Origin of the sequence: Ligilactobacillus salivarius DSM 20555 = ATCC 11741 (assembly GCF_001435955.1) — a bacterium.
GTDB lineage: Bacteria > Bacillota > Bacilli > Lactobacillales > Lactobacillaceae > Ligilactobacillus > Ligilactobacillus salivarius.
In genome coordinates this window covers 1-20,678 of the sequence record NZ_AYYT01000013.1, presented here as the reverse complement: position 1 = coordinate 20,678, position 20,678 = coordinate 1, and the positions used below count along the sequence as shown (strand labels likewise).

Annotated in this window: 32 protein-coding genes and 1 pseudogene; 2 read left to right on the top strand and 31 right to left on the bottom strand. The window is 30.1% G+C overall.

Features of this window, described 5'->3' with window-relative positions:
* Window positions 1–282 precede the first annotated feature (282 nt).
* The 30 genes from FC55_RS06630 to FC55_RS06485 all read right to left on the bottom strand — a co-directional run bounded on the left by FC55_RS06630 (window position 283) and on the right by FC55_RS06485 (window position 18,716).
* Complete coding sequence (locus FC55_RS06630) at window positions 283–549, bottom strand: hypothetical protein (protein ID WP_003699013.1); 267 nt, start codon at window positions 547–549, stop codon at window positions 283–285.
* 17 nt (window positions 550–566) lie between these two features.
* A complete protein-coding gene (locus FC55_RS06625) occupies window positions 567–929 on the bottom strand; it encodes a hypothetical protein (protein ID WP_003699012.1) in 363 nt (120 codons plus the stop codon).
* Between the two features lie 278 nt (window positions 930–1,207).
* Window positions 1,208–2,212: a hypothetical protein gene (locus FC55_RS06620; RefSeq protein WP_003699010.1), complete on the bottom strand. Its 1,005-nt coding sequence runs from the start codon at window positions 2,210–2,212 to the stop codon at window positions 1,208–1,210.
* Window positions 2,213–2,229: 17 nt separating this feature from the next.
* The gene (locus FC55_RS06615) at window positions 2,230–2,553 is read right to left on the bottom strand and encodes a hypothetical protein (RefSeq protein ID WP_035149211.1); all 324 of its coding nucleotides are present in this window, start codon (window positions 2,551–2,553) and stop codon (window positions 2,230–2,232) included.
* Window positions 2,554–2,555: 2 nt separating this feature from the next.
* Window positions 2,556–3,215, bottom strand: a complete 660-nt coding sequence (locus FC55_RS06610) for a hypothetical protein (RefSeq protein ID WP_003699008.1) — start codon at window positions 3,213–3,215, stop codon at window positions 2,556–2,558.
* A gap of 277 nt (window positions 3,216–3,492) precedes the next feature.
* The gene (locus tag FC55_RS06605) at window positions 3,493–4,203 is read right to left on the bottom strand and encodes a hypothetical protein (protein ID WP_003699007.1); all 711 of its coding nucleotides are present in this window, start codon (window positions 4,201–4,203) and stop codon (window positions 3,493–3,495) included.
* A 28-nt stretch (window positions 4,204–4,231) separates the two neighbouring features.
* The gene (locus tag FC55_RS06600) at window positions 4,232–4,516 is read right to left on the bottom strand and encodes a hypothetical protein (RefSeq protein ID WP_003699006.1); all 285 of its coding nucleotides are present in this window, start codon (window positions 4,514–4,516) and stop codon (window positions 4,232–4,234) included.
* A 15-nt stretch (window positions 4,517–4,531) separates the two neighbouring features.
* On the bottom strand, window positions 4,532–4,873 hold the full coding sequence (locus FC55_RS06595; protein ID WP_003699005.1) for a hypothetical protein: 342 nt from the start codon (window positions 4,871–4,873) through the stop codon (window positions 4,532–4,534).
* A 17-nt stretch (window positions 4,874–4,890) separates the two neighbouring features.
* Window positions 4,891–5,178 (bottom strand): hypothetical protein, encoded by a 288-nt coding sequence (locus tag FC55_RS06590; RefSeq protein WP_003699004.1) that lies wholly within the window; start codon window positions 5,176–5,178, stop codon window positions 4,891–4,893.
* Window positions 5,179–5,476: 298 nt separating this feature from the next.
* Complete coding sequence (locus FC55_RS06585; RefSeq protein WP_003699003.1) at window positions 5,477–6,022, bottom strand: hypothetical protein; 546 nt, start codon at window positions 6,020–6,022, stop codon at window positions 5,477–5,479.
* A 297-nt stretch (window positions 6,023–6,319) separates the two neighbouring features.
* Entirely contained in the window at window positions 6,320–6,865 is a 546-nt protein-coding gene (locus tag FC55_RS06580; RefSeq protein WP_003699003.1) for a hypothetical protein, read from the bottom strand.
* A gap of 285 nt (window positions 6,866–7,150) precedes the next feature.
* Window positions 7,151–8,041 carry an Rpn family recombination-promoting nuclease/putative transposase gene (locus tag FC55_RS06575; protein WP_003699000.1) on the bottom strand — a complete coding sequence of 297 codons (891 nt, stop codon included), beginning with the start codon at window positions 8,039–8,041 and terminating at the stop codon, window positions 7,151–7,153.
* A 175-nt stretch (window positions 8,042–8,216) separates the two neighbouring features.
* Window positions 8,217–8,480, bottom strand: a complete 264-nt coding sequence (locus FC55_RS06570) for a hypothetical protein (protein WP_003698998.1) — start codon at window positions 8,478–8,480, stop codon at window positions 8,217–8,219.
* A gap of 17 nt (window positions 8,481–8,497) precedes the next feature.
* Window positions 8,498–8,860 carry a hypothetical protein gene (locus FC55_RS06565; protein WP_003698997.1) on the bottom strand — a complete coding sequence of 121 codons (363 nt, stop codon included), beginning with the start codon at window positions 8,858–8,860 and terminating at the stop codon, window positions 8,498–8,500.
* Between the two features lie 269 nt (window positions 8,861–9,129).
* A complete protein-coding gene (locus FC55_RS10110; protein WP_003698995.1) occupies window positions 9,130–9,429 on the bottom strand; it encodes a type II toxin-antitoxin system RelE/ParE family toxin in 300 nt (99 codons plus the stop codon).
* Window positions 9,430–9,486: 57 nt separating this feature from the next.
* Window positions 9,487–9,750, bottom strand: a complete 264-nt coding sequence (locus FC55_RS06555; RefSeq protein WP_035149398.1) for a type II toxin-antitoxin system RelB/DinJ family antitoxin — start codon at window positions 9,748–9,750, stop codon at window positions 9,487–9,489.
* 104 nt (window positions 9,751–9,854) lie between these two features.
* Window positions 9,855–10,121 (bottom strand): hypothetical protein, encoded by a 267-nt coding sequence (locus FC55_RS06550; RefSeq protein WP_003698992.1) that lies wholly within the window; start codon window positions 10,119–10,121, stop codon window positions 9,855–9,857.
* Between the two features lie 25 nt (window positions 10,122–10,146).
* Entirely contained in the window at window positions 10,147–10,860 is a 714-nt protein-coding gene (locus FC55_RS06545) for a hypothetical protein (protein WP_003698990.1), read from the bottom strand.
* A gap of 1,087 nt (window positions 10,861–11,947) precedes the next feature.
* The gene (locus FC55_RS06540; RefSeq protein ID WP_003698987.1) at window positions 11,948–12,226 is read right to left on the bottom strand and encodes a hypothetical protein; all 279 of its coding nucleotides are present in this window, start codon (window positions 12,224–12,226) and stop codon (window positions 11,948–11,950) included.
* A gap of 14 nt (window positions 12,227–12,240) precedes the next feature.
* The gene (locus FC55_RS06535) at window positions 12,241–12,432 is read right to left on the bottom strand and encodes a hypothetical protein (RefSeq protein WP_003698986.1); all 192 of its coding nucleotides are present in this window, start codon (window positions 12,430–12,432) and stop codon (window positions 12,241–12,243) included.
* Window positions 12,433–12,774, bottom strand: a complete 342-nt coding sequence (locus FC55_RS10105) for a helix-turn-helix domain-containing protein (protein WP_225356300.1) — start codon at window positions 12,772–12,774, stop codon at window positions 12,433–12,435.
* Between the two features lie 389 nt (window positions 12,775–13,163).
* Window positions 13,164–13,424 carry a hypothetical protein gene (locus FC55_RS06525; RefSeq protein WP_035149205.1) on the bottom strand — a complete coding sequence of 87 codons (261 nt, stop codon included), beginning with the start codon at window positions 13,422–13,424 and terminating at the stop codon, window positions 13,164–13,166.
* A gap of 25 nt (window positions 13,425–13,449) precedes the next feature.
* Complete coding sequence (locus tag FC55_RS06520) at window positions 13,450–13,905, bottom strand: hypothetical protein (RefSeq protein ID WP_035149202.1); 456 nt, start codon at window positions 13,903–13,905, stop codon at window positions 13,450–13,452.
* A 24-nt stretch (window positions 13,906–13,929) separates the two neighbouring features.
* Window positions 13,930–14,226, bottom strand: coding sequence for a hypothetical protein (locus FC55_RS06515; RefSeq protein ID WP_003698980.1), 297 nt, complete (start codon window positions 14,224–14,226; stop codon window positions 13,930–13,932).
* A gap of 23 nt (window positions 14,227–14,249) precedes the next feature.
* Window positions 14,250–15,260 (bottom strand): hypothetical protein, encoded by a 1,011-nt coding sequence (locus FC55_RS06510; protein WP_035149198.1) that lies wholly within the window; start codon window positions 15,258–15,260, stop codon window positions 14,250–14,252.
* Window positions 15,261–15,469: 209 nt separating this feature from the next.
* Entirely contained in the window at window positions 15,470–16,192 is a 723-nt protein-coding gene (locus tag FC55_RS06505) for a helix-turn-helix domain-containing protein (RefSeq protein ID WP_003698976.1), read from the bottom strand.
* A gap of 28 nt (window positions 16,193–16,220) precedes the next feature.
* The gene (locus tag FC55_RS06500; RefSeq protein WP_003698974.1) at window positions 16,221–16,412 is read right to left on the bottom strand and encodes a hypothetical protein; all 192 of its coding nucleotides are present in this window, start codon (window positions 16,410–16,412) and stop codon (window positions 16,221–16,223) included.
* A 23-nt stretch (window positions 16,413–16,435) separates the two neighbouring features.
* A complete protein-coding gene (locus FC55_RS06495; RefSeq protein WP_003698973.1) occupies window positions 16,436–16,879 on the bottom strand; it encodes a thioredoxin domain-containing protein in 444 nt (147 codons plus the stop codon).
* A 2-nt stretch (window positions 16,880–16,881) separates the two neighbouring features.
* Window positions 16,882–17,220: a hypothetical protein gene (locus FC55_RS06490; RefSeq protein ID WP_003698971.1), complete on the bottom strand. Its 339-nt coding sequence runs from the start codon at window positions 17,218–17,220 to the stop codon at window positions 16,882–16,884.
* Window positions 17,221–17,291: 71 nt separating this feature from the next.
* Complete coding sequence (locus FC55_RS06485) at window positions 17,292–18,716, bottom strand: primase C-terminal domain-containing protein (protein ID WP_003698970.1); 1,425 nt, start codon at window positions 18,714–18,716, stop codon at window positions 17,292–17,294.
* 151 nt (window positions 18,717–18,867) lie between these two features.
* Here FC55_RS06485 and FC55_RS09900 point away from each other — a divergent pair, with 151 nt between their 5' ends.
* The gene (locus FC55_RS09900; RefSeq protein WP_003698968.1) at window positions 18,868–19,158 is read left to right on the top strand and encodes a hypothetical protein; all 291 of its coding nucleotides are present in this window, start codon (window positions 18,868–18,870) and stop codon (window positions 19,156–19,158) included.
* A gap of 65 nt (window positions 19,159–19,223) precedes the next feature.
* Window positions 19,224–19,942: pseudogene (locus tag FC55_RS06480) on the top strand (transposase).
* A gap of 136 nt (window positions 19,943–20,078) precedes the next feature.
* On the opposite strand, the gene FC55_RS06475 reads toward FC55_RS06480, so the two are convergent.
* A partial coding sequence (locus tag FC55_RS06475) for an LPXTG cell wall anchor domain-containing protein (protein WP_155512829.1) occupies window positions 20,079–20,678 on the bottom strand: 600 nt, incomplete at its 5' end.

Genomic DNA, 20,678 nt, shown 5'->3' with positions numbered 1-20,678 from the left:
ACAGTTTGTATACTATATGTGTGTGTAGTACCAGATCGTATTTAGCGATTTATTATTATTTTATTATTATTTTTATGTTTCCTAACCATTAGACTTTTTAGAGTCCAGTGGCTTTTTTTATTTGTAATGAAACGTAGTTGACTGGAATCCTCCCGCTTGCGGGTTTAGTTAGTGTAGAAGGAGGTCGGAACTAACACTTCTCGCTATAGAAGATGAAATTGGGACAAAATAAAAAGGCTACTACAATTTTTGCAGCAACCTTATTTAATTTTACACCATACATTACATACCTACTTTTTTATTATTAATTCTTAAAATCGTTACTTTTCCTGGCTCTGTATCAAACTCTCCTTGTATTACTGGAAATTCTAGTTCTATTTTATTTTTATTAATTATCAACGTCTCCTTAACTATTGAGCCTTTAGGGTGCGTGCTATCAAAATTTGCTAGTATATAATTAAATATTTCATCTTCATAATCGCATATATTTTCTTCTGTGATACCAATATCTGCATTTTCTAAAGTAGTAACAAATTCTAACCAATTCATTTCTAATCATTCCTTTTCTAGTAGATTCTATTTAAATCTTTATCAACTTTAATAGTTCCAAATTCTGAAAGCTCTGGGTTGTCGTAATTATAAACATATGCCCACAAATAGCCTTGTTTAGCGTTTGCTAGTTCTTCTTCAAAATCTTCTTTATACTTAGATACTACAAAAATGTTGAAGAATGGGAATCTTGTTTGACAGGCGTAATATAAATTCCCTTCCGAACTTAATCTTTTAGCTAGTCGTGTATCATATACATCTATAAATTCTTTTGTAATTTCTTCATTCTCTCTCAATTCTTTGATATCGTACTTTTTACCTGTAATGATTTCTATCAGCTTGAGAGCATGTTGTTCTTGTTTTTCTTTTAATGTTGTCATAATGATTTACCTGACCTTTCATCAAAATATATCTTACATTTTCTTAAGTAGCGTAGCTTAAACAACCTTACAAGGATAGCTCTGCTACTTTAGACCGCCTTGTAAGGCTGGTTAAGATATGCTATCAAGTGCATACGCAATGAAAACGTAGTTGAATGGAGTCCTCCCGCTTGCGGGTTTAGTTAGTATAGGAGGTGGTCGGAACTAACACTTCTCGCCGTTGAAAATAGAATCTTAGGCAAAATAAAAAAGAGCTTAGTAGCCCTTTATTAATTGATTTATTTTTCTTCAAATAATACCTTTCTTCCATATTTAACTTTTTTAATACCCTTAAGCAAGATATGCCCCAAACGATTATCTTCTTCATCTTTAAAATCTTTATAAAATTTATCTGTTGCTTTCATTGTCGTAATTACATACTCACTAAAACTGTATCCATCAGAATGATCATATCTTCGTCTAATTTCATCTACATTTACTGTTATTTCAGTTGATTTATTGCCTTGTTGATATTCAATTTTTACAGTACGAGCATTATTAGCTTCGGATATTCCTTTGAAAAGGCTCAACAATTTCTTGTCATCATCATTTAAATTAATATTTCTGTAGAAATTTAATTTTGCTTGTCTGTAGATATAAGCTTCAATATTTACTTCAAAATTTGTTACATCTCTGTATTCAGGTTTATTAAATAAATATCTCATAGCCAAATCTTTCGCATATTTTTTGTCACTAATAAGCTTTGCGTAATCATACGCTGTTAACCTAAGTTCATATTCTTTTGTTTCTCCATAAACTTTTATACCTTTTTCAAAAAAGATTTCAATTCTTTGTTCTATAAAGGATTCCTTAAAATCACTGTTTTTATAGTTGTAATTTTCAATCTGCTTTTGAACTCTTAGGGATTGGTATTCTTTTTGTAGGATATTATCAACTTCTTTTACAACTAACCTATAAAGATTCTTAAAATTAATAGATCCTATTCCATCTACAACACTTTTTAATTCATCATTTAAAATAAGTGAATTTATTCTCTTGTGATAAAGCTTCTTATTTTCCTTATCGTAAATACCTAATAAATCTGTTCCATCACTGCAGCTATATTGGCTAAATGGTGTTACTCCTACAGGCCAATCTACACAACAAATGTAACTTATCCCTGGTATATTTACACCAGTTTCTTCATCAATCGCATTAATCTTCAATAAATTCATGCGATCCATTGCTAAAATTTGTCTTTCATTATCTTCTAAGAAATTTTGTAATTCGTTTACCGTAATCATATTTATTGCCTGCCTTTTTATTGAATTTGTTCTAAATATTTTCTTCCAGTTAGAATATCGTTAATTTGGATATAATAATCATTATTATCCGTCCTAAGTAAGACACACCAAGTATTGTCTTTATTTGCTAAAAACCACACTAGACTTAATCCATATTCGATAAAACCTTTATTTAAATCTTTTTCAATTTTTTTGACAACAAGGTCAAATAAAAAGTTATATTCTTCTTGATACGTTTGATCTTGTTCAAAATCTTCATCTTTTGTACTGTAACCGTAAAATTCTAAGAGTGTTACACCGTTGTTATTTAGAGTTTGTAATACCTTTTCTAATTTTGTCATTTTCACTCGCCTACCTTTTTAATATCTATTTCAGGAATTTCTACTGCGTGATACTTATTTAACATATATTGAGTTAATTCAGATTCGTTATTTAAGCTAAATTTCTCTTTTTCAACTCTAAAATCTTCCGTAACTAATGTGTACCATTCATTAAAAAATACTTTTTCTAAGTAATCTATATCTGCTAATAATTTGTTTTTCTTGCGTTGTGGGTGGTATTCGATTAAATCTACAAAATCCCAACCATCTGTTACTGTAATGTACGTAAAAACCTTATTTTTGTTAGTTAACCATTGTAAAAAATCATGGTCATCATCAGTTAATACTTCACTAAGGCAATCTTCATAATAAAAATTTCTTGCTAGTTTTTCGTCATAAGGCTTATTTTTCTGATTATGGTTATATCTACTCCATACTTCCTTTAATTTTTCCTTACTTGGTTGAACGAAATAATCATAATATTCCATTTTTCCAGCACTATTTATAATATCCATAACCGCACTGTATATATCTCCAAATGCACCACTTGAATAACTAGGATATTCATTTGTAACTACATACACACCTTGACTATTTAATTTACATGCAAAATTATCTGCAAAATCCATTTCTTCCACGACTACTAAAATCTCTTTGTTGATTGTATCTATAAATCTTCTCATATAAATTACTCCCTACCTTTAAAATGTAGCTTACATTTTCTTTGGTAGCATAGATTAAGCAGTATTACATAGGCCGACTTTGTCGCTTTAGATTGCCTTGTAATGCTGCTTAAGATATGCTATCAGGTGCATACGCAATGAAAACGTAGTTGAATGGAGTCCTCCCGCTTGCGGGTTTAGTTAGCGTTGGAGGAGGTCGGAGCTAACACTTCTCGCCGTAGAAAATAGAATTTTGAGTAAAATAAAAAGAGCTTAGTAGCTCTTTAAATAAAATATCTTATGCAATCTTTAAACTTTCCTCCATATCTTCTAGAAACATACCTGGATCGTCATTTAGACGAAATACACATATTCCTTTATTTAATTTTTTGTCTTCTTTGATGTATCTCATAACATCTTTACTAAATGATCTGAAATTTTTTTCTCGTATCATTTCCTTATTTTCTTCGTAAAATGCCATTAAATGTTCCTGCAATGCTTCTACTTCTTCTAAATCATCTAACTTGTAACCTATTTCTACTCCACACATAACTTTATTGTAATCGTTATATTCTAGATCAATATCATAATTTATTACCATACTTGTTTCGTACTTATCATTATATTTTTCAACTTGTAAATTAACCTCTCTTTCAACTAATATTTCATAACCTGGTTCATAATCCACGTATTCCATTAATATATTTTGACTAGCTTCATATAGTTTTTGTGTCAATTGCTTTTTATAGGGATTAAATTGACTTTCAAAATCATCACTAGCAAATACATACTTCAATGTATCTGCCCAGTTCCAGCGACCTTCTCCATTAAATCTCAACCATAACTCATCTTCTGTTAATTCTTCTACTTCTACGTAAGAAAAACCATACCATTCATATTTTTGCGGAGTTTGGTAAAAATCAATCCAGTTATCTATTAATTCTCTATTTTTTTCATAAAATGTTCTGTCAATATACATTCTTCCAAATGCTGTTGATATATTTGCCATAATACTCTCTCCTTAATTTTTGTTATAGTTAAATATAAAATGCACCTTCTGTATGTATTACTCGACCATCTGGGCTTTCGTAATTGTACATCTCGTCTAGTTCTTCAATTAAACCATCAGCCAAGCTTTCATCTTCGCCTTGACCCTTAGCAAAATCTTCTCTAGTTGGATAAACTTCGATAGCCATTGTTTTCCACTCTTGACTCCTGTATTTTTCAAAACTTTCTTCATACTCTACTAATTCTTGTGCTAACTTTGTTTCTGCTTTTTCTAACTCACTTAAATTATCGTATACTGTTGACTCATAACTCATATTTAGCTTTCTCCTTTAAAATCTGTATGATGTAAGTACGATTTTCCCTTCATTGCTCTCATAATGTAATGATCTGTCCCAACTTTCAATTAAATCATTTGCTAATCTCTCATAATCAATATAGTTAAATGGATTAGGTGCGCCTCTATAATCAGTGTTTTCTTTTTTTAGCCCTATTCCTACATACCAACCATCTTCTAACTCATACTTAGCAAACTCAACACCATTAGGAAAAACCATAAGGTTTTCGTTTTTCCATTCTTTATTCCAAGCATACCAAACTAACTCATCAGCTAATTTAGGATCTATTTTCTTCAATTGATTTAAATTATTATAACTTTCATATTCATAACTCATATCGTTTACACCTCTTTTTATAAGACTACTTGCGGTATATATGTTTTTGTAATCACGTCAAAATGGAAACAAGTTAACGGAATATGATTGTCAAAACAGTATTTAATCACTGCAACAGTAACAGATGTTAAACCTGTTACGTATAAATCTAGCCCCTGACTTAAATCTTGCTTGTCTAAGCTAGCAATTACATCAGCTGTTATTTTATTGATATTTCCTGGATCTTCAACCTTATCTAAAACAAAACCTACGACTTCTGGTATTTCATGGCGACCAGCTACACCACCTAATTTCAAGCGTTCCATATTTATTACCTGCTTTCATCAAAAATATATCTTACATTTTCTTCGGTAGCATATCTTAAGTAGTATTACATAGGCCGACTTTGTCGCTTTGGATCGCCTTGTAATGCTGCTTAAGATATGCTATCAGGTGCATACGCAATGAAAACGTAGTTGAATGGAGTTCTCCCGCTTGCGGGTTTAGTTAGTATAGGAGGAGGTCGGAGCTAACACTTCTCGCCGTAGAAGATAAAATTTTAGGAAAAATAAAAAGGAGTTGCCATAATATAGCAGCTCCCTTACTTCTATCTAACAACTAAATTTATAAAGTTTTGAAAGAAGACCAGTACGAACCTCTACTGCAAAATTCATTGCCTAAAAGTTGATAATCTAGCTCATCAAAAAACTCTAGTTCACTATAAACCCACTCATATTGATTAAGTTTATTAGCTTTCATTAAATAAAGATATACAGGCCCTGAATATGGGAAATTATCATTCTTCAATTTGTTACTAAATTCTTCAACGGTCATTTCCATTATTTTTAAATCTTCTCCCCTATCTCTGTGATAGGCTAGTGTATGTTCTTGTAGCTCACTATTTAAGGCTTGTTTCTCATATTCGCTTAGTCTTTTGTATTCCACACTCATTGAATATTCAAAACCATATTTTTTTACAAATGGGTGTACAGATATCTCATCACCTAAAGATGAAATTTCACCTAAATTGATTAAACTATCAACTTTACTAGGTTTTTGATAAGAGTCTCTTAAAATGGCTCCTACATAGTCTGGATATCCGTCCCAATGGCAATAAATTCCCCTTACCTTGTTATTATCCATTTTAAAAATCATTGCATTTGTACTCATGTTTATTACCTACTTTCATCAAAATATATCTTACATTTTCTTCGGTAGCATATCTTAAGTAGTATTACATAGGCCGACTTTGTCGCTTTGGATCGCCTTGTAATGCTGCTTAAGATATGCTATCAGGTGCATACGCAATGAAAACGTAGTTGAATGGAGTTCTCCCGCTTGCGGGTTTAGTTAGTATAGGAGGAGGTCGGAGCTAACACTTCTCGCCGTAGAAGATAAAATTTTAGGAAAAATAAAAAGGAGTTGCCATAATATAGCAGCTCCCTTACTTCTATCTAACAACTAAATTTATAAAGTTTTGAAAGAAGACCAGTACGAACCTCTACTGCAAAATTCATTGCCTAAAAGTTGATAATCTAGCTCATCAAAAAACTCTAGTTCACTATAAACCCACTCATATTGATTAAGTTTATTAGCTTTCATTAAATAAAGATATACAGGCCCTGAATATGGGAAATTATCATTCTTCAATTTGTTACTAAATTCTTCAACGGTCATTTCCATTATTTTTAAATCTTCTCCCCTATCTCTGTGATAGGCTAGTGTATGTTCTTGTAGCTCACTATTTAAGGCTTGTTTCTCATATTCGCTTAGTCTTTTGTATTCCACACTCATTGAATATTCAAAACCATATTTTTTTACAAATGGGTGTACAGATATCTCATCACCTAAAGATGAAATTTCACCTAAATTGATTAAACTATCAACTTTACTAGGTTTTTGATAAGAGTCTCTTAAAATGGCTCCTACATAGTCTGGATATCCGTCCCAATGGCAATAAATTCCCCTTACCTTGTTATTATCCATTTTAAAAATCATTGCATTTGTACTCATGTTTATTACCTACTTTCATCAAAATATATCTTACATTTTCTTCGGTAGCATAGATTAAGTAGCATTACATAGGCCGACTTTGTCGCTTTAGATCGCCTTGTAATGCTGCTTAAGCTATGCTATTAAGTGCATACGCAATGAAAACGTAGTTGAATGGAGTCCTCCCGCTTGCGGGTTTAGTTAGTATAGGAGGAGGTCGGAGCTAATACTTCTCGCAGTTGAAGATGAAATTTTAGGTAAAATAAAAAGTCGTTTTTTTTAACGACTTTTTACTCACATATTTATTTACTTAACCATGATTTCATCATAACATTGACTAATTTCTTCTGCTGTAAAAGCTGTTACAGCTGTAATACTATCAATAATTTGTTTTTTGTCATATCCTTGACTATCTAATTTTTTGATAGAATCAATAATATTTTCTTTTCTTCCTTCTTTTTTTCCTTCTTCTCTACCTTTTTGTAAGCCTTTTTGTAAGCCTTTTTGTTCAGCATAATATTCTCTTGTTAATAATTCTTGTTCATAAACCATGTAACTCTTCTTCCTTTCTGTGCTTTTCTTAAGTTCTTTTACTTTATCATCAATATTCTTGGTTAATTGATTACTAATTTTATTACTTTTTACATATTCCAAAAACGCATTTACTTCATAGCCTAGACTTGAAAAATCTTTTGCTCTGATATTTAAGACAATATTATGTTCTTTATTATCTATTACTTCGCCTGTTTCGTTAATAACTAGATTCGTTGTATATTTGGGTAAACCTTGCTTTCCAAAATCAAAATCGCAAATAAAGATAACATAAGTGTCAACTTTACTGACAAATGATTGTCCTTGGCGAACAGAACGACTGACTAAATTACTTTGATAATAAGACATTCTCTGTCCTAAATCATGATTGTTGGCAATCTGCATTTCAATATCATACATTCTGCCTTGTTCGTCTTCGGCAAAAACGTCAAACCTAACTCCATGAAAAATTTTATTTTTCTTTCGACTATCTTCATTTCGAATTTTAACAATATTAGCAATATTTAGTTCTGGTAAAATTATTTGTAATAACTTCAAACAAATATCTTCATTATCTGCTACTACCCAAGCAAAAATTACACCGTCTTTAAATGTTGCCTTTCGCCATTTTTCTTCACTTAGCCTTTTTCTCTCTTTACTATTCATTATAACGTTATTCTCCTTGAATTTGAATTAATAAACCATCAATATTACTTTAATAATTTATTCCCTTAGTTGTTTTACTTCTTCCCTGTTTTTCTGCAAATATTTAATTTCTTCAATATCCAATTTAATTAAAATATCCATTACATTCATAGCGTATCCTTACTTTTCCTTAAAATTAACTTACTCTGTTACCATTAATTCTTAAAATTTTTATATTCCCGGGTTCTGTATCAAACTCCCCCTGTATTACTGGAAACTCTATCTCTAACTTGATTTTATTAATCACTAATTCTTGTTGAATAAGAATTCCTTTGGGAAAAGTATTGTCAAAATTTGCTAGAACATGGTTAAATATCTCATCTTCATACTCACAAATATTATCTTCATTAATACCTACATTTGCATTTTCTAAAACTGTTACAAACTCTAACCAACTCATTTTCACTCATTCCTTTTCTAGTAAATTCTATTTAAATCTTTATCAACTTTAATAGTTCCAAATTCTGAAAGCCCTGGGTTGTCGTAATTATAAACATATGCCCACAAATAACCTTCTTTAGCATTTGCCAGTTCTTCTTCAAAATCTTCTTCATATTTAGAAACTACATAAATATTGAAGAACGGAAAGCCCGTCTGACAAGCATAATATAAATTACCTTCGGAACTTAATTTATCAGCCAACTTTAAATTGAACACATCTATAAATTCTTTCGTGATTTCTACGTTTTCTTTTAGTTGCTCGATACTATGTTTCTTACCTGTAATAATTTCTACTAATTTCAATGCATGTTGTTCTTGTCTTTCTTTTAATGTTGTCATAATGATTTACCTAACCTTTCATCAAAATGTAGCTTACATTTTCTTTGGTAGCATAGATTAAGTAGCATTACATAGGACGGCTTGCCGCTTTAGATCGCCTTGTAATGCTGCTTAAGCTATGCTATCAGGTGCATACGCAATGAAAACGTAGTTGAATGGAGTCCTCCCGCTTGCGGGTTTAGTTAGTGTAGGTGGAGGTCGGAGCTAACACTTCTCGCCGTTGAAGATAGAATTTTAGGCAAAATAAAAAAGCCGTTCTTCAACGACTTTTAAAATAACTCACTATGTGTACCGATAGCTAGTAAGTATACTAACTTTTCTTCTGAAATTCTGCAGTATATTAATAGATGATCTCCGTTGTGACCATCAAAATGTAAATCTAGTCCTGCAACTTCAATGTTTTTATTCTTTAAACGCTGTTTAATTTGTTTCTTTACTTGTTTTGTTAAAGTAATCTTATGCTCATAAAAATACTCTGGCAATTCTGTATCATTTAAAAAAGAACTAATCACATAATCCCAAGAACTTTTATTACTAAATGGTAAACTACCATTAAATATTTTTTCCATCTAGGATTGTTCTTAACTTTTTTAAACTGCTTTTTAAAACTAGATGTAGGAATAACCTCACTCATTTAATAAGCTCTCCAATTCAGATAAACTATTTGCTCGTTTCAGCTTAGGATCATTTAAATCATCTACCATTTCTAAAATAGATTGATTGATTTCAGGTGAAGGAATCCCCCAATTATTAGGTAAACCATTATTAGCAACAGTTGTAACTGCTATTCTTACAAATTCAGATAAAGTTAATCCATGTTCAGCTAAATATTTTTCAGCTTTTATTTTAATATCACTATTAATTCTAGTATTAATTCTACCATTTTCCATATCACTCACCTCTCTACTATTGTACAACTTTTGGCGTACAAATAAAATAATAATATTTTCACTACTATTTTTAACAAGAATTATCACAGCATATTTCATTATTATTACCTATCCATATATTCTTTAAAGTGTTTATCGTACCATTCATTACAAACATCACTATCATTGGTCAAAATGATTTTATAACTATCTTCTTCATTTAATATGATGGTATATTTTTTAGGATTTCTACCCAATATATTTTCATCTACTCCATAATAAATAAAATCTACAAAACAATTAGTATCAAATGAATATTTGTTCTCATATCTATCTATTAATTTTTCAATTTGTTCAGGAGCAATATTATTTAATTCGATCGTTTCACTCATTTATCAACTCTCCCCATTAAAAATCCTAATAATACAAAATATTTTCTTTAGCTAGTCTTGCACCATACTTTTTCTGCATGTATTTACTCAAATAAATATCTTCTCTACCATAAGCTAAGTAATAACCTGGTACATCTTCTATCACCTCCCCAATTTCTCCTTCTTCATTACTTTCGCAAATACTAACCCAGGAACTGTAAGCAATATCCTCCATGTATTCTCTGTCAGGATTCCATTGATTGTTAATATTATTACTCCAAACATAACAATAATCACCTTGAGCATATCCTCTTAGAAATTCATAATAAAAGTTATCTGTATTTTCTTTTAAAAAACTAAGAATTATGTCTAAATCATCATAGTCTATACTATTAAACCAGTCTGGTAGATAATCTTCTTTTAACCATGATAAAAAGTCTTCTTGATCAAATTCCATTTCATAGCCAGGTTCATCATAATATTCTTGCAAATATTCAAGCTTAGATTCCATTAGATTAAACCGATAGTTCTTCATAAGTTTCCATTTATTCTCTAGTTTTTTCAACAGTTTAATCATTTTTACTACTGATAAACTGTGTATCTCATCTAAAATAGCTTTCTTTTCCTTATTATCAAAATAATCAATAAAATGAAAACCTTCATCTTTTAAAATGTTAATTTCAAAATACCCATAATCTTCATTATTTATCACATTAAAGAATTTTTTTGTTTTATCGTTTACATATACACTATTATTCATGTTATTTCACCTCATCAAAATGTAGCTTACATTTTCTTTGGTAGCATACCTTAAGTAGCATTACACAGGACGGCTTGCCGCTTTAGATTGCCTTGTAATGCTGATTAAGATATGCTATCAAGTGCATTTGCAATGAAACGTAGTTGAATGGAGTCCTCCCGCTTGCGGGTTTAGTTAGTGTTGGAGGAGGTCGGAACTAACACTTCTCGCCGTAGAAGACAAGGTTTTAGGCAAAATAAAAAAGCCGTTTTTTAACGACTTCATGTTATGCCTTGCTACGTCCTCAAAACGTAAGACCAGCTCAAATCATGTGGATACAAGGCTTGTTGCAAGGTATAGACAACGGAAATATTATATGCAAGTGAGGTCGTTTCACGTCCTCTCAAATTTTATTTTCCCTTGCAACCTGTATTTAAAAAATAGTAGGACTGTAATACTTAATGGCATTACTATCCAAAATCTTTAGTTCAGCAAGATGTAGCCATTACTATTTTTTTGACTGAATTTTGACTAAATATAAATTATAATCAATCCTACATCTTGCCTATACCCTAGCTTGCTTTCAAAAACAAGTAACCTACTCAAATCATGTGGATCTAGGGCTTTAATGTATTAATCAAGGAGATTATATGTGCTGTTTTTTTGACGTAACTTTTAAAAGCCAATAGAGCTTTTTTTTGCAAAGAACAGCTTAACTTTGCTATGCCTTGTCACGTCCTCAAAACGTGTGATAGTTTCAAATTACACTAATACAAGGCTTTTATCATTCATACGTTATACTTCAAAACTATGTATAACTAGCATTCTTCCAATAATTCTATTGGAATTTCAATGTGTGTATTATCAAACTTTTTAACTAAAATTGACATTTTATGCTTACGTCTAATGACCGCTTGTATAAAATAATATTTATCTTTGTATTTGATTTTTTGTCCCTTTTTCATTTCCTACACCTTACTCTCATGAACTAATTTAATATATTAATTCATTACTGCGATTCTTAAAATAACTCTAACTTCAACTAACAATATTAGACTCACTACTATTTCGACAGTTATTTTTAATATTTCTAACATATTAATAACTTTTACCTTTTCTTTTTTCTATATTCTTCATTGTAGATATCCGCTAATATTTTAAATACCTCACTCATGTCTAAACCTAAACTTATACTTATTTTGCATATTACCTTCATTAACTTTCCAAGTGTTATATATGGGTCGTGTTCATCTTTACCAAACATTATTATCGGCCCTTCTACATTAGGTATTTTAACCGAAAGATATTCTACACCAATTCCACTTTGTTCTATTTCTTCAATTATTGCTTTAACAATTTTATAACGTTTCTTTTCTTCATTATTCATCTAATTTACCTCATTTAAAATTTTTGACTTCTATTACTTCTATCCTTTATTGTTTCAAATTGATAATGAACTTCTAAAGTTATAAAGAAAGCTGTTAATGCAGCAAATCCAAAATTCCATTGCACACTCAACTGGAGTAAAAAGAAAAATATAAAGAAAACTTGTAAGTAGTGATTAACTTTATTTCTTAAATTAGTCTTGTGCATTTACCCCTTATCCCCCTCATTTTTTCTAAAATCATTCATATCCATTTCTAAAACATCAGCAATTTTTTCTAATAGTTCAAAAGATGGCTTCTTTAGTCTTCCAGATTTCAAATCACTCAATGTACCTGTTGATATACCTGCCTTATTAGCTAATTCACGAGGTTTCATATTTTTTTCTTTTAGTCTTAACTCAATAATTTTATACATACTCTCACCATTTTCTTCTTGATTAATTCTCGTATTATCGAGATAATGTTTGTGGTAAACTTTTTGACCACAAATAAACATACATATGTCAAAAATCGCTATAAATATCCCTAATATTCCATACAATATATACAAAAGGAGCCTCCGATATGTTTAAATTTTTTAAAAATTTTGCAATACTTACAGATATGGATATCGAAAAAGTACGTTTCTTACAAAAAATATCTTTAATCTGCTTGTTATTAGCAGTTATACGTATACCACTTGCATCAGATATAAATCTTGTAGTTTCAAAATTAGTGCCGTCCAGTAGTTTTGTTGATAGTCCTCTATTTATCGCTAGTTTTAATTTATCTATAAAATTACTTTCTTTTTTAGATATTATTCTTCTATTAGTTTCTATACTGTATTACTACCTTATCAACGTATATTTTAAGGTGTTTTTTGAAGATCTTTTAATTAAAATAAATCTAATCTTTAACTCACTTATTTCAACTCTATTCTTTTTATTTGGCTACCATGAATTATTTAATATCATTAATGATATTCGCTTGTTTATCACTGTTACTGTTATCAGTTATCTGACTCTCATCACTACTTTTAGTCACGAGTCTAACCCTTATCATAGGAAAAGAATTATTTAATTCTGCTAATTTTTTCTCGTGTAATTTGTCTCTAATTTTCGTACTTTGATGGGCTGTGTAGCCTAACCAGAAAAACATTGCTCCAGATAAAATAATTTCTCCTACGAAAATTAGGGTATTTTTAATTAATTCTAAACCCATTACTCTTATCTTCCTTTCTAACTTATTAATCTTCTACATATTTAGTTACAATTATTTGTGGCTGAGGATTTAAGGAGTATCTACTTAGTAGGTCAAAGTACCATTTAAACTTTCCTGGTTTTCCACCAATATACGTAATTAAAACTACTTTTTTTGAACCTTCTTTATGTTTTTTTGTAGGTAACTTTTTGCCTTTTGTTAATTTTGCAGTAACCGTCAGATGTTTTCCATTTACAGTTTCAAGCTCATAGGTTTCAGGCTTATAGTCACCGGTTTCTAAATTAGTATTAACATAAGACTTAACTTCGATTTGTTGTTTATTGTAATTATTGGTATTTAATTCTGTAACAAAAAAAGCAATCATAATCACCAAAAAAATGGTGAATCCTAATCCTGGTTCTCTAAGTTCCCTATTAAATTCCTTCACTGCCTCTCGATAGCTTTCTTCTGCAGATGGTACTGCCTTTTTTCTAAAAATCACGATCATTCCCACCTAAAAAATTTCTTAATTAAAATCATTTTGAGAAGTTGATAAATCAAAGTTTCCATTAGTATTCTTAGAATCTTTAACTTTCTTTTCTTTATTCTTGACTTCAATAATTTTCTTAGCTAAATAATCCCCAACTTCCTCATATTCAATTTCAGGATTAGTTAGTTTTAATAAATTGATATACTGTTGACCTACTTTAACTAGATAGGCGTCTTTTATTCTTTTTTTCTCCTGCCTTAACTTACGAAGTTCATCATTCTTATTGTTAATTCGTTCTTCAATTTTGTCTAAATTTTCTTTTACTCTATTCATTGGTATCTACCTTCCTTATCTCATTACTTTAAATCATATGTTTTAATTGAATCGTCAAACTTGAATTTCCCTGATTTAATATCTTGCTTTTGCTTAGATAATAAATTCAGTCTTTGATCTAACTCTTTCAAACTTTTTTGTGCTGTTTCTATTTGCTGCTCTTTTTGACTGTTATCAGCTTTCAAACTATCTATATCTTGTTTGTTATTAGTTTCTTGACTATCCGTTAAATATTTACTTTTACTTTCTAAATCTGCAATGCTCTTATTATTATCCTTAATAGCTTGATGTAGATTAGAAACTAAAGTATCTATTCTCTTCTTTTCTTGTTTTTGTTTATTTATCTCTTTATTTATCGCTTCTACTGCAAAGCCTTCTCTTGTTAGATTTTTGACTCTTTTATTTTTTAAATTATCGCTATTTTCAGCTACTATAAATTGTAAATCATTGTTATCTATCTTCTCTTTCACTGATGGAGAACTACTACTATTGTTATCTGCAACATTAAGAGTTGGATCTTCTTGAGAAGTGTCTACTGTTTTGTTTTTTATATCAACAGCTAATGCTTGGAATCCAGGATCAACATTTCTAACTACTACTATAATTCTATTATCTACAGTAGGGATAACCTCCATCTTCATATTCTTAGAGGTTCTATTTTTTACATATAATTTCCATTTCAGTTTATTAGGATTTATTCCCGAACCAATATCGCTAGTTTTATCAACTGTTTCAAATTTTAGTAAAATAATCTTATTCTTTTTAGAAAAAGTTTGAGAAACTAAATTTACTTCACCCGTACCATTTCCAAAAGTTTGGTTTGTTTCCAATTGATTCTTAGAATATCTTTGTTGCTTAGGTGATATAACTCCTGTTACTAGAACAGCTAACCATATACTTAATAAACTAAAAAATATAATCTTCTTTCTGCCAATTACATGCTGATGTAAATACTCATGAATTATTTTGTATCTAGATGATATTTTTTCTAAGGTTGGTTTCATAACATTATAAATCTTTATAAAAAAATTCAAATTACATACACGCTCCTTAATTTTCTCTAAAAATATTTAAAAAACAAATAATATTTTCTTCACTTTATTGAATATAAACTTGTGCATAGTGTGCAACTTACATTGTGCATTATTTAAATATAAACCCTATTACTACAGTGTTTTTAGATATCTTTTATGCAAGTTTCAATGTGCATTTTATGAAAATAAAAATGTGCATTGCTAAAAATTTAATTTCTATTTTCTTTTAAAAAATTTAATACACTTCTTTTTGATCCATCATATCCCATTTTTTGAAGTCTATGATAAATTTCACTTCCTGTAATTTGTGGACTTTTCAATTGCAAATCCAATATATAATCTCGAAAAGCACTTAATTTTGTTTTTCTTCTTTTGCTATCTAGAAGTTCTAATTCAGAGTATGACTTGATCTTCAAATATCTACTAACTGTATTTCTATGAATACCAAGATTTTCAGCGATACTTTTACGTGAATACCCATTTTGACTTAAAATATGAATTTGACTATATAGAGTAAATTTATCTGAAAATGGCTTATCATTAATCAGGTCTCTCTTACTACTTGCGTTATTCAATTTAAGCAAAGATTTCCATTCTTTTTTTACTAAATTATATTCATCAATATCAAATTCTGTTTCTGGTTTTATTATCGTCAAAATAGGAATATCGCTATTTAAACTTTGACGATAATCACGTCTGAACTTATCTTTAGTAACAATCTTTTTCCTTATCTTGATAAAGGATAAGATTGGAATAACATTTCCTTCTACTTGATAAAATGCTTCACATATACTACCAACGTCAATATTGACTAATTTATTTCTACTCTTCTCAACTTTAAACGTATATGTTTTTCTTTCCTGTCCCTGATATGTCAAATAACAAGCTGTATAGAAATCATATTTCTCATATAACTCATCTATTTCTCCCATCAGCTATCCTCCCTTACTTAAAGCAATATCATTCTTCTAGCTTATTAATTTTCAATGGACTTTCATACTTAGTATTAAATTTGTTAGATTTACTTTCTTCAAAATTAAATTTCTTTTGTAAATATCTAAAACAAGCTGCCTTACTTTCGAAAATCAAATCTTGACCATTCTTATCTTTTAAATTATCTAAGGTTGCATAACTAAAGATTACATACTTCATTTATCTATATCCCCCTTACCTGCCTATTCTCTAAAAATAACTTTTAAGACCGACTTTTTACTCTCATACGTATCTCCTACTTTTTGTGCATATAAGTATCTATTAACTCTACCCTTTCTAAAAGTGATACCTGTTGCAGCCTTTCTCACACTATATGCACTTACCAAATTTCTTCCAACTTTACTATCAACATCAATAAAAAATGTCATATACTTAGAACCTTTTTGGTAAGTTAATATGTCTTTTTTAGCTGCTTTACAATAAGGGCAACCTTTTTTATAAAAAATAAGATTATAGTTTTCTGGATTCTTCTTCGAAATTATTTGTTCATAATTTTCCTCAGTATATTTTTGATTAGAGTACATATTTATATTTTTGTCCCAATTAGTTGTTATAAGAATACAACATATTCCTAAAATGACTCCTAAAATTTGTACTATAACAGTAAATTTATGTAGATACCTCATTGTTAATCCTCCATTTTGTTTTTATGATTATTTTTTTTGATTTTCTTTAAAGTTGCATTTTCAAAATCAAAGGATAAAGTTATCACTTTTAGTACAGGTTTGTGTATTCTCATCTGTTTGGGTGGTAAAGACAACATTTCCTGTACTACGGCATACACTTCTTTTCCACTAATATCTTTTACCAAAACCACTTGATTAATCATCAAGTCTGTAACTAATTTAGGAGAAATTTTGAAATAATAAGGTTTAGAATACAGATACAATTTCCCTCTATGTTTCTTTCCTCTAGCAGTCTTTAAGAACTTAACAACAACAACATTAGTTAAATTACTATTTAGCACTATATCCCCTCCAATGAATCATCATAGATATATATGTTATGGCAGAGTGGTAATTTTATTTTTTTAACTAATCACCCTGTATCTAAGGTGATTTCTTGATAATCATTCTTCGATTGATTCACATTCTTTAGAGTATCTAAATTAATACCTAGATACTCTTGTAATGCCTTTTTAGCCTGCTTATGATGATTCTTAATTTGATTAATCAATATGTTCTTAACTAAAGCTAAAATTACTCCACCATTTCGTCCTCTAATTGTTTGTACATTAATCTTATTGGTAGCCTTCAATCTCTTAAATAAAGCAGTTAAGCTTGAATTGGCTATTCCTAACCTATCAATTAGCTCCTGCCTTTTTATTCTTAAGAATGGCTGATTAACGTTTGTTTTATCATTTATTAATTGCTCTAAATCCTCAACCCATTCTTCATAATGACTTCTAACTCTTTCTTCTCTAGGTTTAGCAAATTTATACCAACCAGTTGTAGAAAATAAATCTGAGCTTTTTAGATCTCTATTCACCCATTCTGTACATAAAGTTGTTATAAAAGCTTTTGAAGCTCCTTTGTATTTTCCTGAGTAAGCTGAATTAACAGTACGCTCTAATTCATTATCACTTAAAGGATTTTCAAGACGATAGTTAAATTCTGTCAGATTATACAAGCAGTTTTCTTTACTTCTTCCAGAAGCATACATAGCAAGCGATAATGTTAATACAACATTATTACGTCCCATTGTCCCCTTTTCACCTTTAATGTCTGATTCATTTAACAGTAAGTTAAACCAGGGTTCATCTACTTGTTTGAATGATTTTACCAATTTCATCTTAGTTTTCTTCGGACTATCTTCTTTTTTCATACTCCAATTAATTAGAGTTGCAAAATTACAAAGATAACTTTTCTCAAAGAAGACAATATTAGATTTTTGAGGAAATCTGAAAATCCCAAAATGATTACACTTAGTGTCTACTCTTAAAGTTTCTCCTAGTGATTTTCTTAGCTGATTAGATACTTTTTTAGCAACTTCAATAGCTTTAAAATTACTTTTAGCAGTAATGAATACAGGCTTATCTAATACAAAATAAACTTGATATCCACCTGGTGTTTTCATGATTATTGTTGGTAAAAAGCCCATATCATAGCATGATAATAGTATCTCGGATTCAGTTATCGTATTATCATCAATATCAACTACAAATGTATTGATCTGTCTAAGGTTTTTTTCTTCATGACCTTTAACAATAATTTTTTTATTGTCTACGTATTTACCATATCGGTAAATATTAGGTGTCCAGTGGGTTATTTCTTTTTGTTCACTAACCGCTTCTTCTGAAGTTATAATGAATCCTTTACTATCTTGCATTAATTCTTTACTTCTAAATGCAAAAACTGATCCTTTCATATCCTCTGAATAATCTATGGGTTTTATTTTGCTGTTAGTAAACTTATATTTTCTCAATCCACCTTTTAAAATTAAGTTATATAGGTCATTCATCATCTATTTCACCTCCAATTGCAATAAAATAAACCTATGCAAAGTTTTAATAATTCTTTACATAGGTTTATTAATTTATGTTTACAATTTTTGGTTTCTTATTAATTAATTTTTACCGAGAAAAACTATATGCTTACACCTAAAATTTACTGGTTTGGCTAATAATTCACAAAAGCAATGTATCACTCTTGAAGCTATCGCCACTTTTGGTAAACGTCCTAACTGTATTCGTTACGGTTCTAGTGATGTTGAATATCATGGTTACACCACAAATAAGGTCTTTTGCCTCTCACCTGATCCATCTAAACCTCTTCGTATTAATTTACATAAACAAAGGGCAAAATGTCTAAAATGTGGTAAATCTTTTCAAAAAGAATCCCCTGAACTTGTCAAAAAATATAAAAATATCTCCAACCAAGTTAACCAACGTGTCATTAGTGAATAATTCTTGGATATTTTAAACGTTATTCTTTTAAAGTACGTTGCCAAGTAAAAACAGTTACAGTCGATATGAACGCAAGTTATGCTTCCTTAGTTAAAAAACTATTCCCTAATGCAAACTTATTATTGATCGTTTTCACATTATCCAAATGCTTAATAGAACTTTTAATAAGCAACGAGTACGGGTAATGAAACAATATCCTCATTCTACTTATGAGTACAATATTTTTAAGTGCTTTTGGAAACTTTTCTTGGTTGGCTATGCTTTATTAGATCACAAAATTCCTAAGTATCGTCGAAATCTTAAAACATTTCTTACAGACGCACAAATTGTCAGTGAAGCATTAACTCTTAACGATGAACTCTTCCTTTCTTATGAAATTGTTCATCGTATTCATAACTACATTATTAACCACGATGTTCTCAATTTAACACGTTTTTTCAATAAATTTGAGGAATTAAAACAAAATCTTATTAACGCTCGTCGTCGATGGACTTTAGAAAATAAAAATCGTGATTATCCTCTAAAGTTACGTAAATTAGACAATTATATTATCATAGCTTTACACACACTTACCTCTAAAACTAACAAGCAAGGTGTTTTAAATGCCTGTTCAAAAGAGTACCAACAATTTAACAATGGTGGTATAGAAGGAATTAACCGCCGTATCAAGCTAACTGAACTAGAAGGTTTTGGGATTACAAACCTTGACCATTTAAGAAAAAGATTAATTCTTCAGATAAATTATCGCGTGGAACGAAAAAAAGAATCTAAGAAAATCAAATAATTTCTTAGATTCCTTAAAATTGGGTGCACACAGGATTTGTGATAGCCCCACTTAAATACAAAAAGAGGCTAAACTTTTAAATTTAACCTCTCTTTTTATTTAATTATACATCTAAAACTAAGGACTAGCCTAAATCTTAGTCTTCACGCTTTTTACCTAAGCCCATGAATGATAATACTCCGGCAGCAGCTAAGGCTACTAAACCTAAAGTACTTTCATCAGCGTGGGTTTCTCCTGTTTGTGGCAATTCTTTGCTTGCATTTACTGCTACTTTGGCCTTTTCTTCAGGTTGAACTACTGGCTTGTTAGCTACGTTAATGACTACCTTGTCTGAAGTGCCAGCTTTAGTAGAACTTGTTGGCGTTTCAACTTCTGAGTCTGTCCCTGGGATAATGTTTTGAGAACCATCTTGACCAGATTCTGTAACTGTTTCAGTTACCAAATCAGTACCCGGAATAGTGTCTTGAGAACCATCTGGGTAGGTAATTGTTGCTGTACCGTCATTATCTACTTCTACCTTTGTTCCATCTGGGAAGTTATTAACTTCGGTTACCTTACCAGTTACTTCTTCTTTTTCACCATCTGTCAAGGACGTTGTATCATGCACTGGTGTCTTGTCCGGAATTAACGGTGTAATCACATCCGTTATTGGTAAGCTTGGTAAATCGTAACTTGGGGCATCACCTGGTACTGATTGTTCAATAACGTTAACCTTCACTGGAACTTCTTCCTTGGT

Coding starts and splice junctions, on each gene's coding strand:
- FC55_RS06580 (WP_003699003.1), bottom strand. CDS start 6,865: ATGAGTACAAATGCAATGATTTTTAAAATGGATAATAACAAGGTAAGG.
- FC55_RS06620 (WP_003699010.1), bottom strand. CDS start 2,212: ATGATTACGGTAAACGAATTACAAAATTTCTTAGAAGATAATGAAAGA.
- FC55_RS06525 (WP_035149205.1), bottom strand. CDS start 13,424: ATGGGTTTAGAATTAATTAAAAATACCCTAATTTTCGTAGGAGAAATT.
- FC55_RS06485 (WP_003698970.1), bottom strand. CDS start 18,716: ATGATGAATGACCTATATAACTTAATTTTAAAAGGTGGATTGAGAAAA.
- FC55_RS06615 (WP_035149211.1), bottom strand. CDS start 2,553: ATGACAAAATTAGAAAAGGTATTACAAACTCTAAATAACAACGGTGTA.
- FC55_RS06610 (WP_003699008.1), bottom strand. CDS start 3,215: ATGAGAAGATTTATAGATACAATCAACAAAGAGATTTTAGTAGTCGTG.
- FC55_RS06575 (WP_003699000.1), bottom strand. CDS start 8,041: ATGAATAGTAAAGAGAGAAAAAGGCTAAGTGAAGAAAAATGGCGAAAG.
- FC55_RS06500 (WP_003698974.1), bottom strand. CDS start 16,412: ATGAAGTATGTAATCTTTAGTTATGCAACCTTAGATAATTTAAAAGAT.
- FC55_RS06550 (WP_003698992.1), bottom strand. CDS start 10,121: ATGAGTGAAACGATCGAATTAAATAATATTGCTCCTGAACAAATTGAA.
- FC55_RS06600 (WP_003699006.1), bottom strand. CDS start 4,516: ATGAGTTATGAGTCAACAGTATACGATAATTTAAGTGAGTTAGAAAAA.
- FC55_RS06495 (WP_003698973.1), bottom strand. CDS start 16,879: ATGAGGTATCTACATAAATTTACTGTTATAGTACAAATTTTAGGAGTC.
- FC55_RS06505 (WP_003698976.1), bottom strand. CDS start 16,192: ATGGGAGAAATAGATGAGTTATATGAGAAATATGATTTCTATACAGCT.
- FC55_RS06585 (WP_003699003.1), bottom strand. CDS start 6,022: ATGAGTACAAATGCAATGATTTTTAAAATGGATAATAACAAGGTAAGG.
- FC55_RS06605 (WP_003699007.1), bottom strand. CDS start 4,203: ATGGCAAATATATCAACAGCATTTGGAAGAATGTATATTGACAGAACA.
- FC55_RS06565 (WP_003698997.1), bottom strand. CDS start 8,860: ATGACAACATTAAAAGAAAGACAAGAACAACATGCATTGAAATTAGTA.
- FC55_RS06590 (WP_003699004.1), bottom strand. CDS start 5,178: ATGGAACGCTTGAAATTAGGTGGTGTAGCTGGTCGCCATGAAATACCA.
- FC55_RS06535 (WP_003698986.1), bottom strand. CDS start 12,432: ATGCACAAGACTAATTTAAGAAATAAAGTTAATCACTACTTACAAGTT.
- FC55_RS06595 (WP_003699005.1), bottom strand. CDS start 4,873: ATGAGTTATGAATATGAAAGTTATAATAATTTAAATCAATTGAAGAAA.
- FC55_RS10110 (WP_003698995.1), bottom strand. CDS start 9,429: ATGGAAAAAATATTTAATGGTAGTTTACCATTTAGTAATAAAAGTTCT.
- FC55_RS06555 (WP_035149398.1), bottom strand. CDS start 9,750: ATGGAAAATGGTAGAATTAATACTAGAATTAATAGTGATATTAAAATA.
- FC55_RS06630 (WP_003699013.1), bottom strand. CDS start 549: ATGAATTGGTTAGAATTTGTTACTACTTTAGAAAATGCAGATATTGGT.
- FC55_RS06540 (WP_003698987.1), bottom strand. CDS start 12,226: ATGAATAATGAAGAAAAGAAACGTTATAAAATTGTTAAAGCAATAATT.
- FC55_RS06570 (WP_003698998.1), bottom strand. CDS start 8,480: ATGAGTTGGTTAGAGTTTGTAACAGTTTTAGAAAATGCAAATGTAGGT.
- FC55_RS06625 (WP_003699012.1), bottom strand. CDS start 929: ATGACAACATTAAAAGAAAAACAAGAACAACATGCTCTCAAGCTGATA.
- FC55_RS06545 (WP_003698990.1), bottom strand. CDS start 10,860: ATGAATAATAGTGTATATGTAAACGATAAAACAAAAAAATTCTTTAAT.
- FC55_RS06515 (WP_003698980.1), bottom strand. CDS start 14,226: ATGAATAGAGTAAAAGAAAATTTAGACAAAATTGAAGAACGAATTAAC.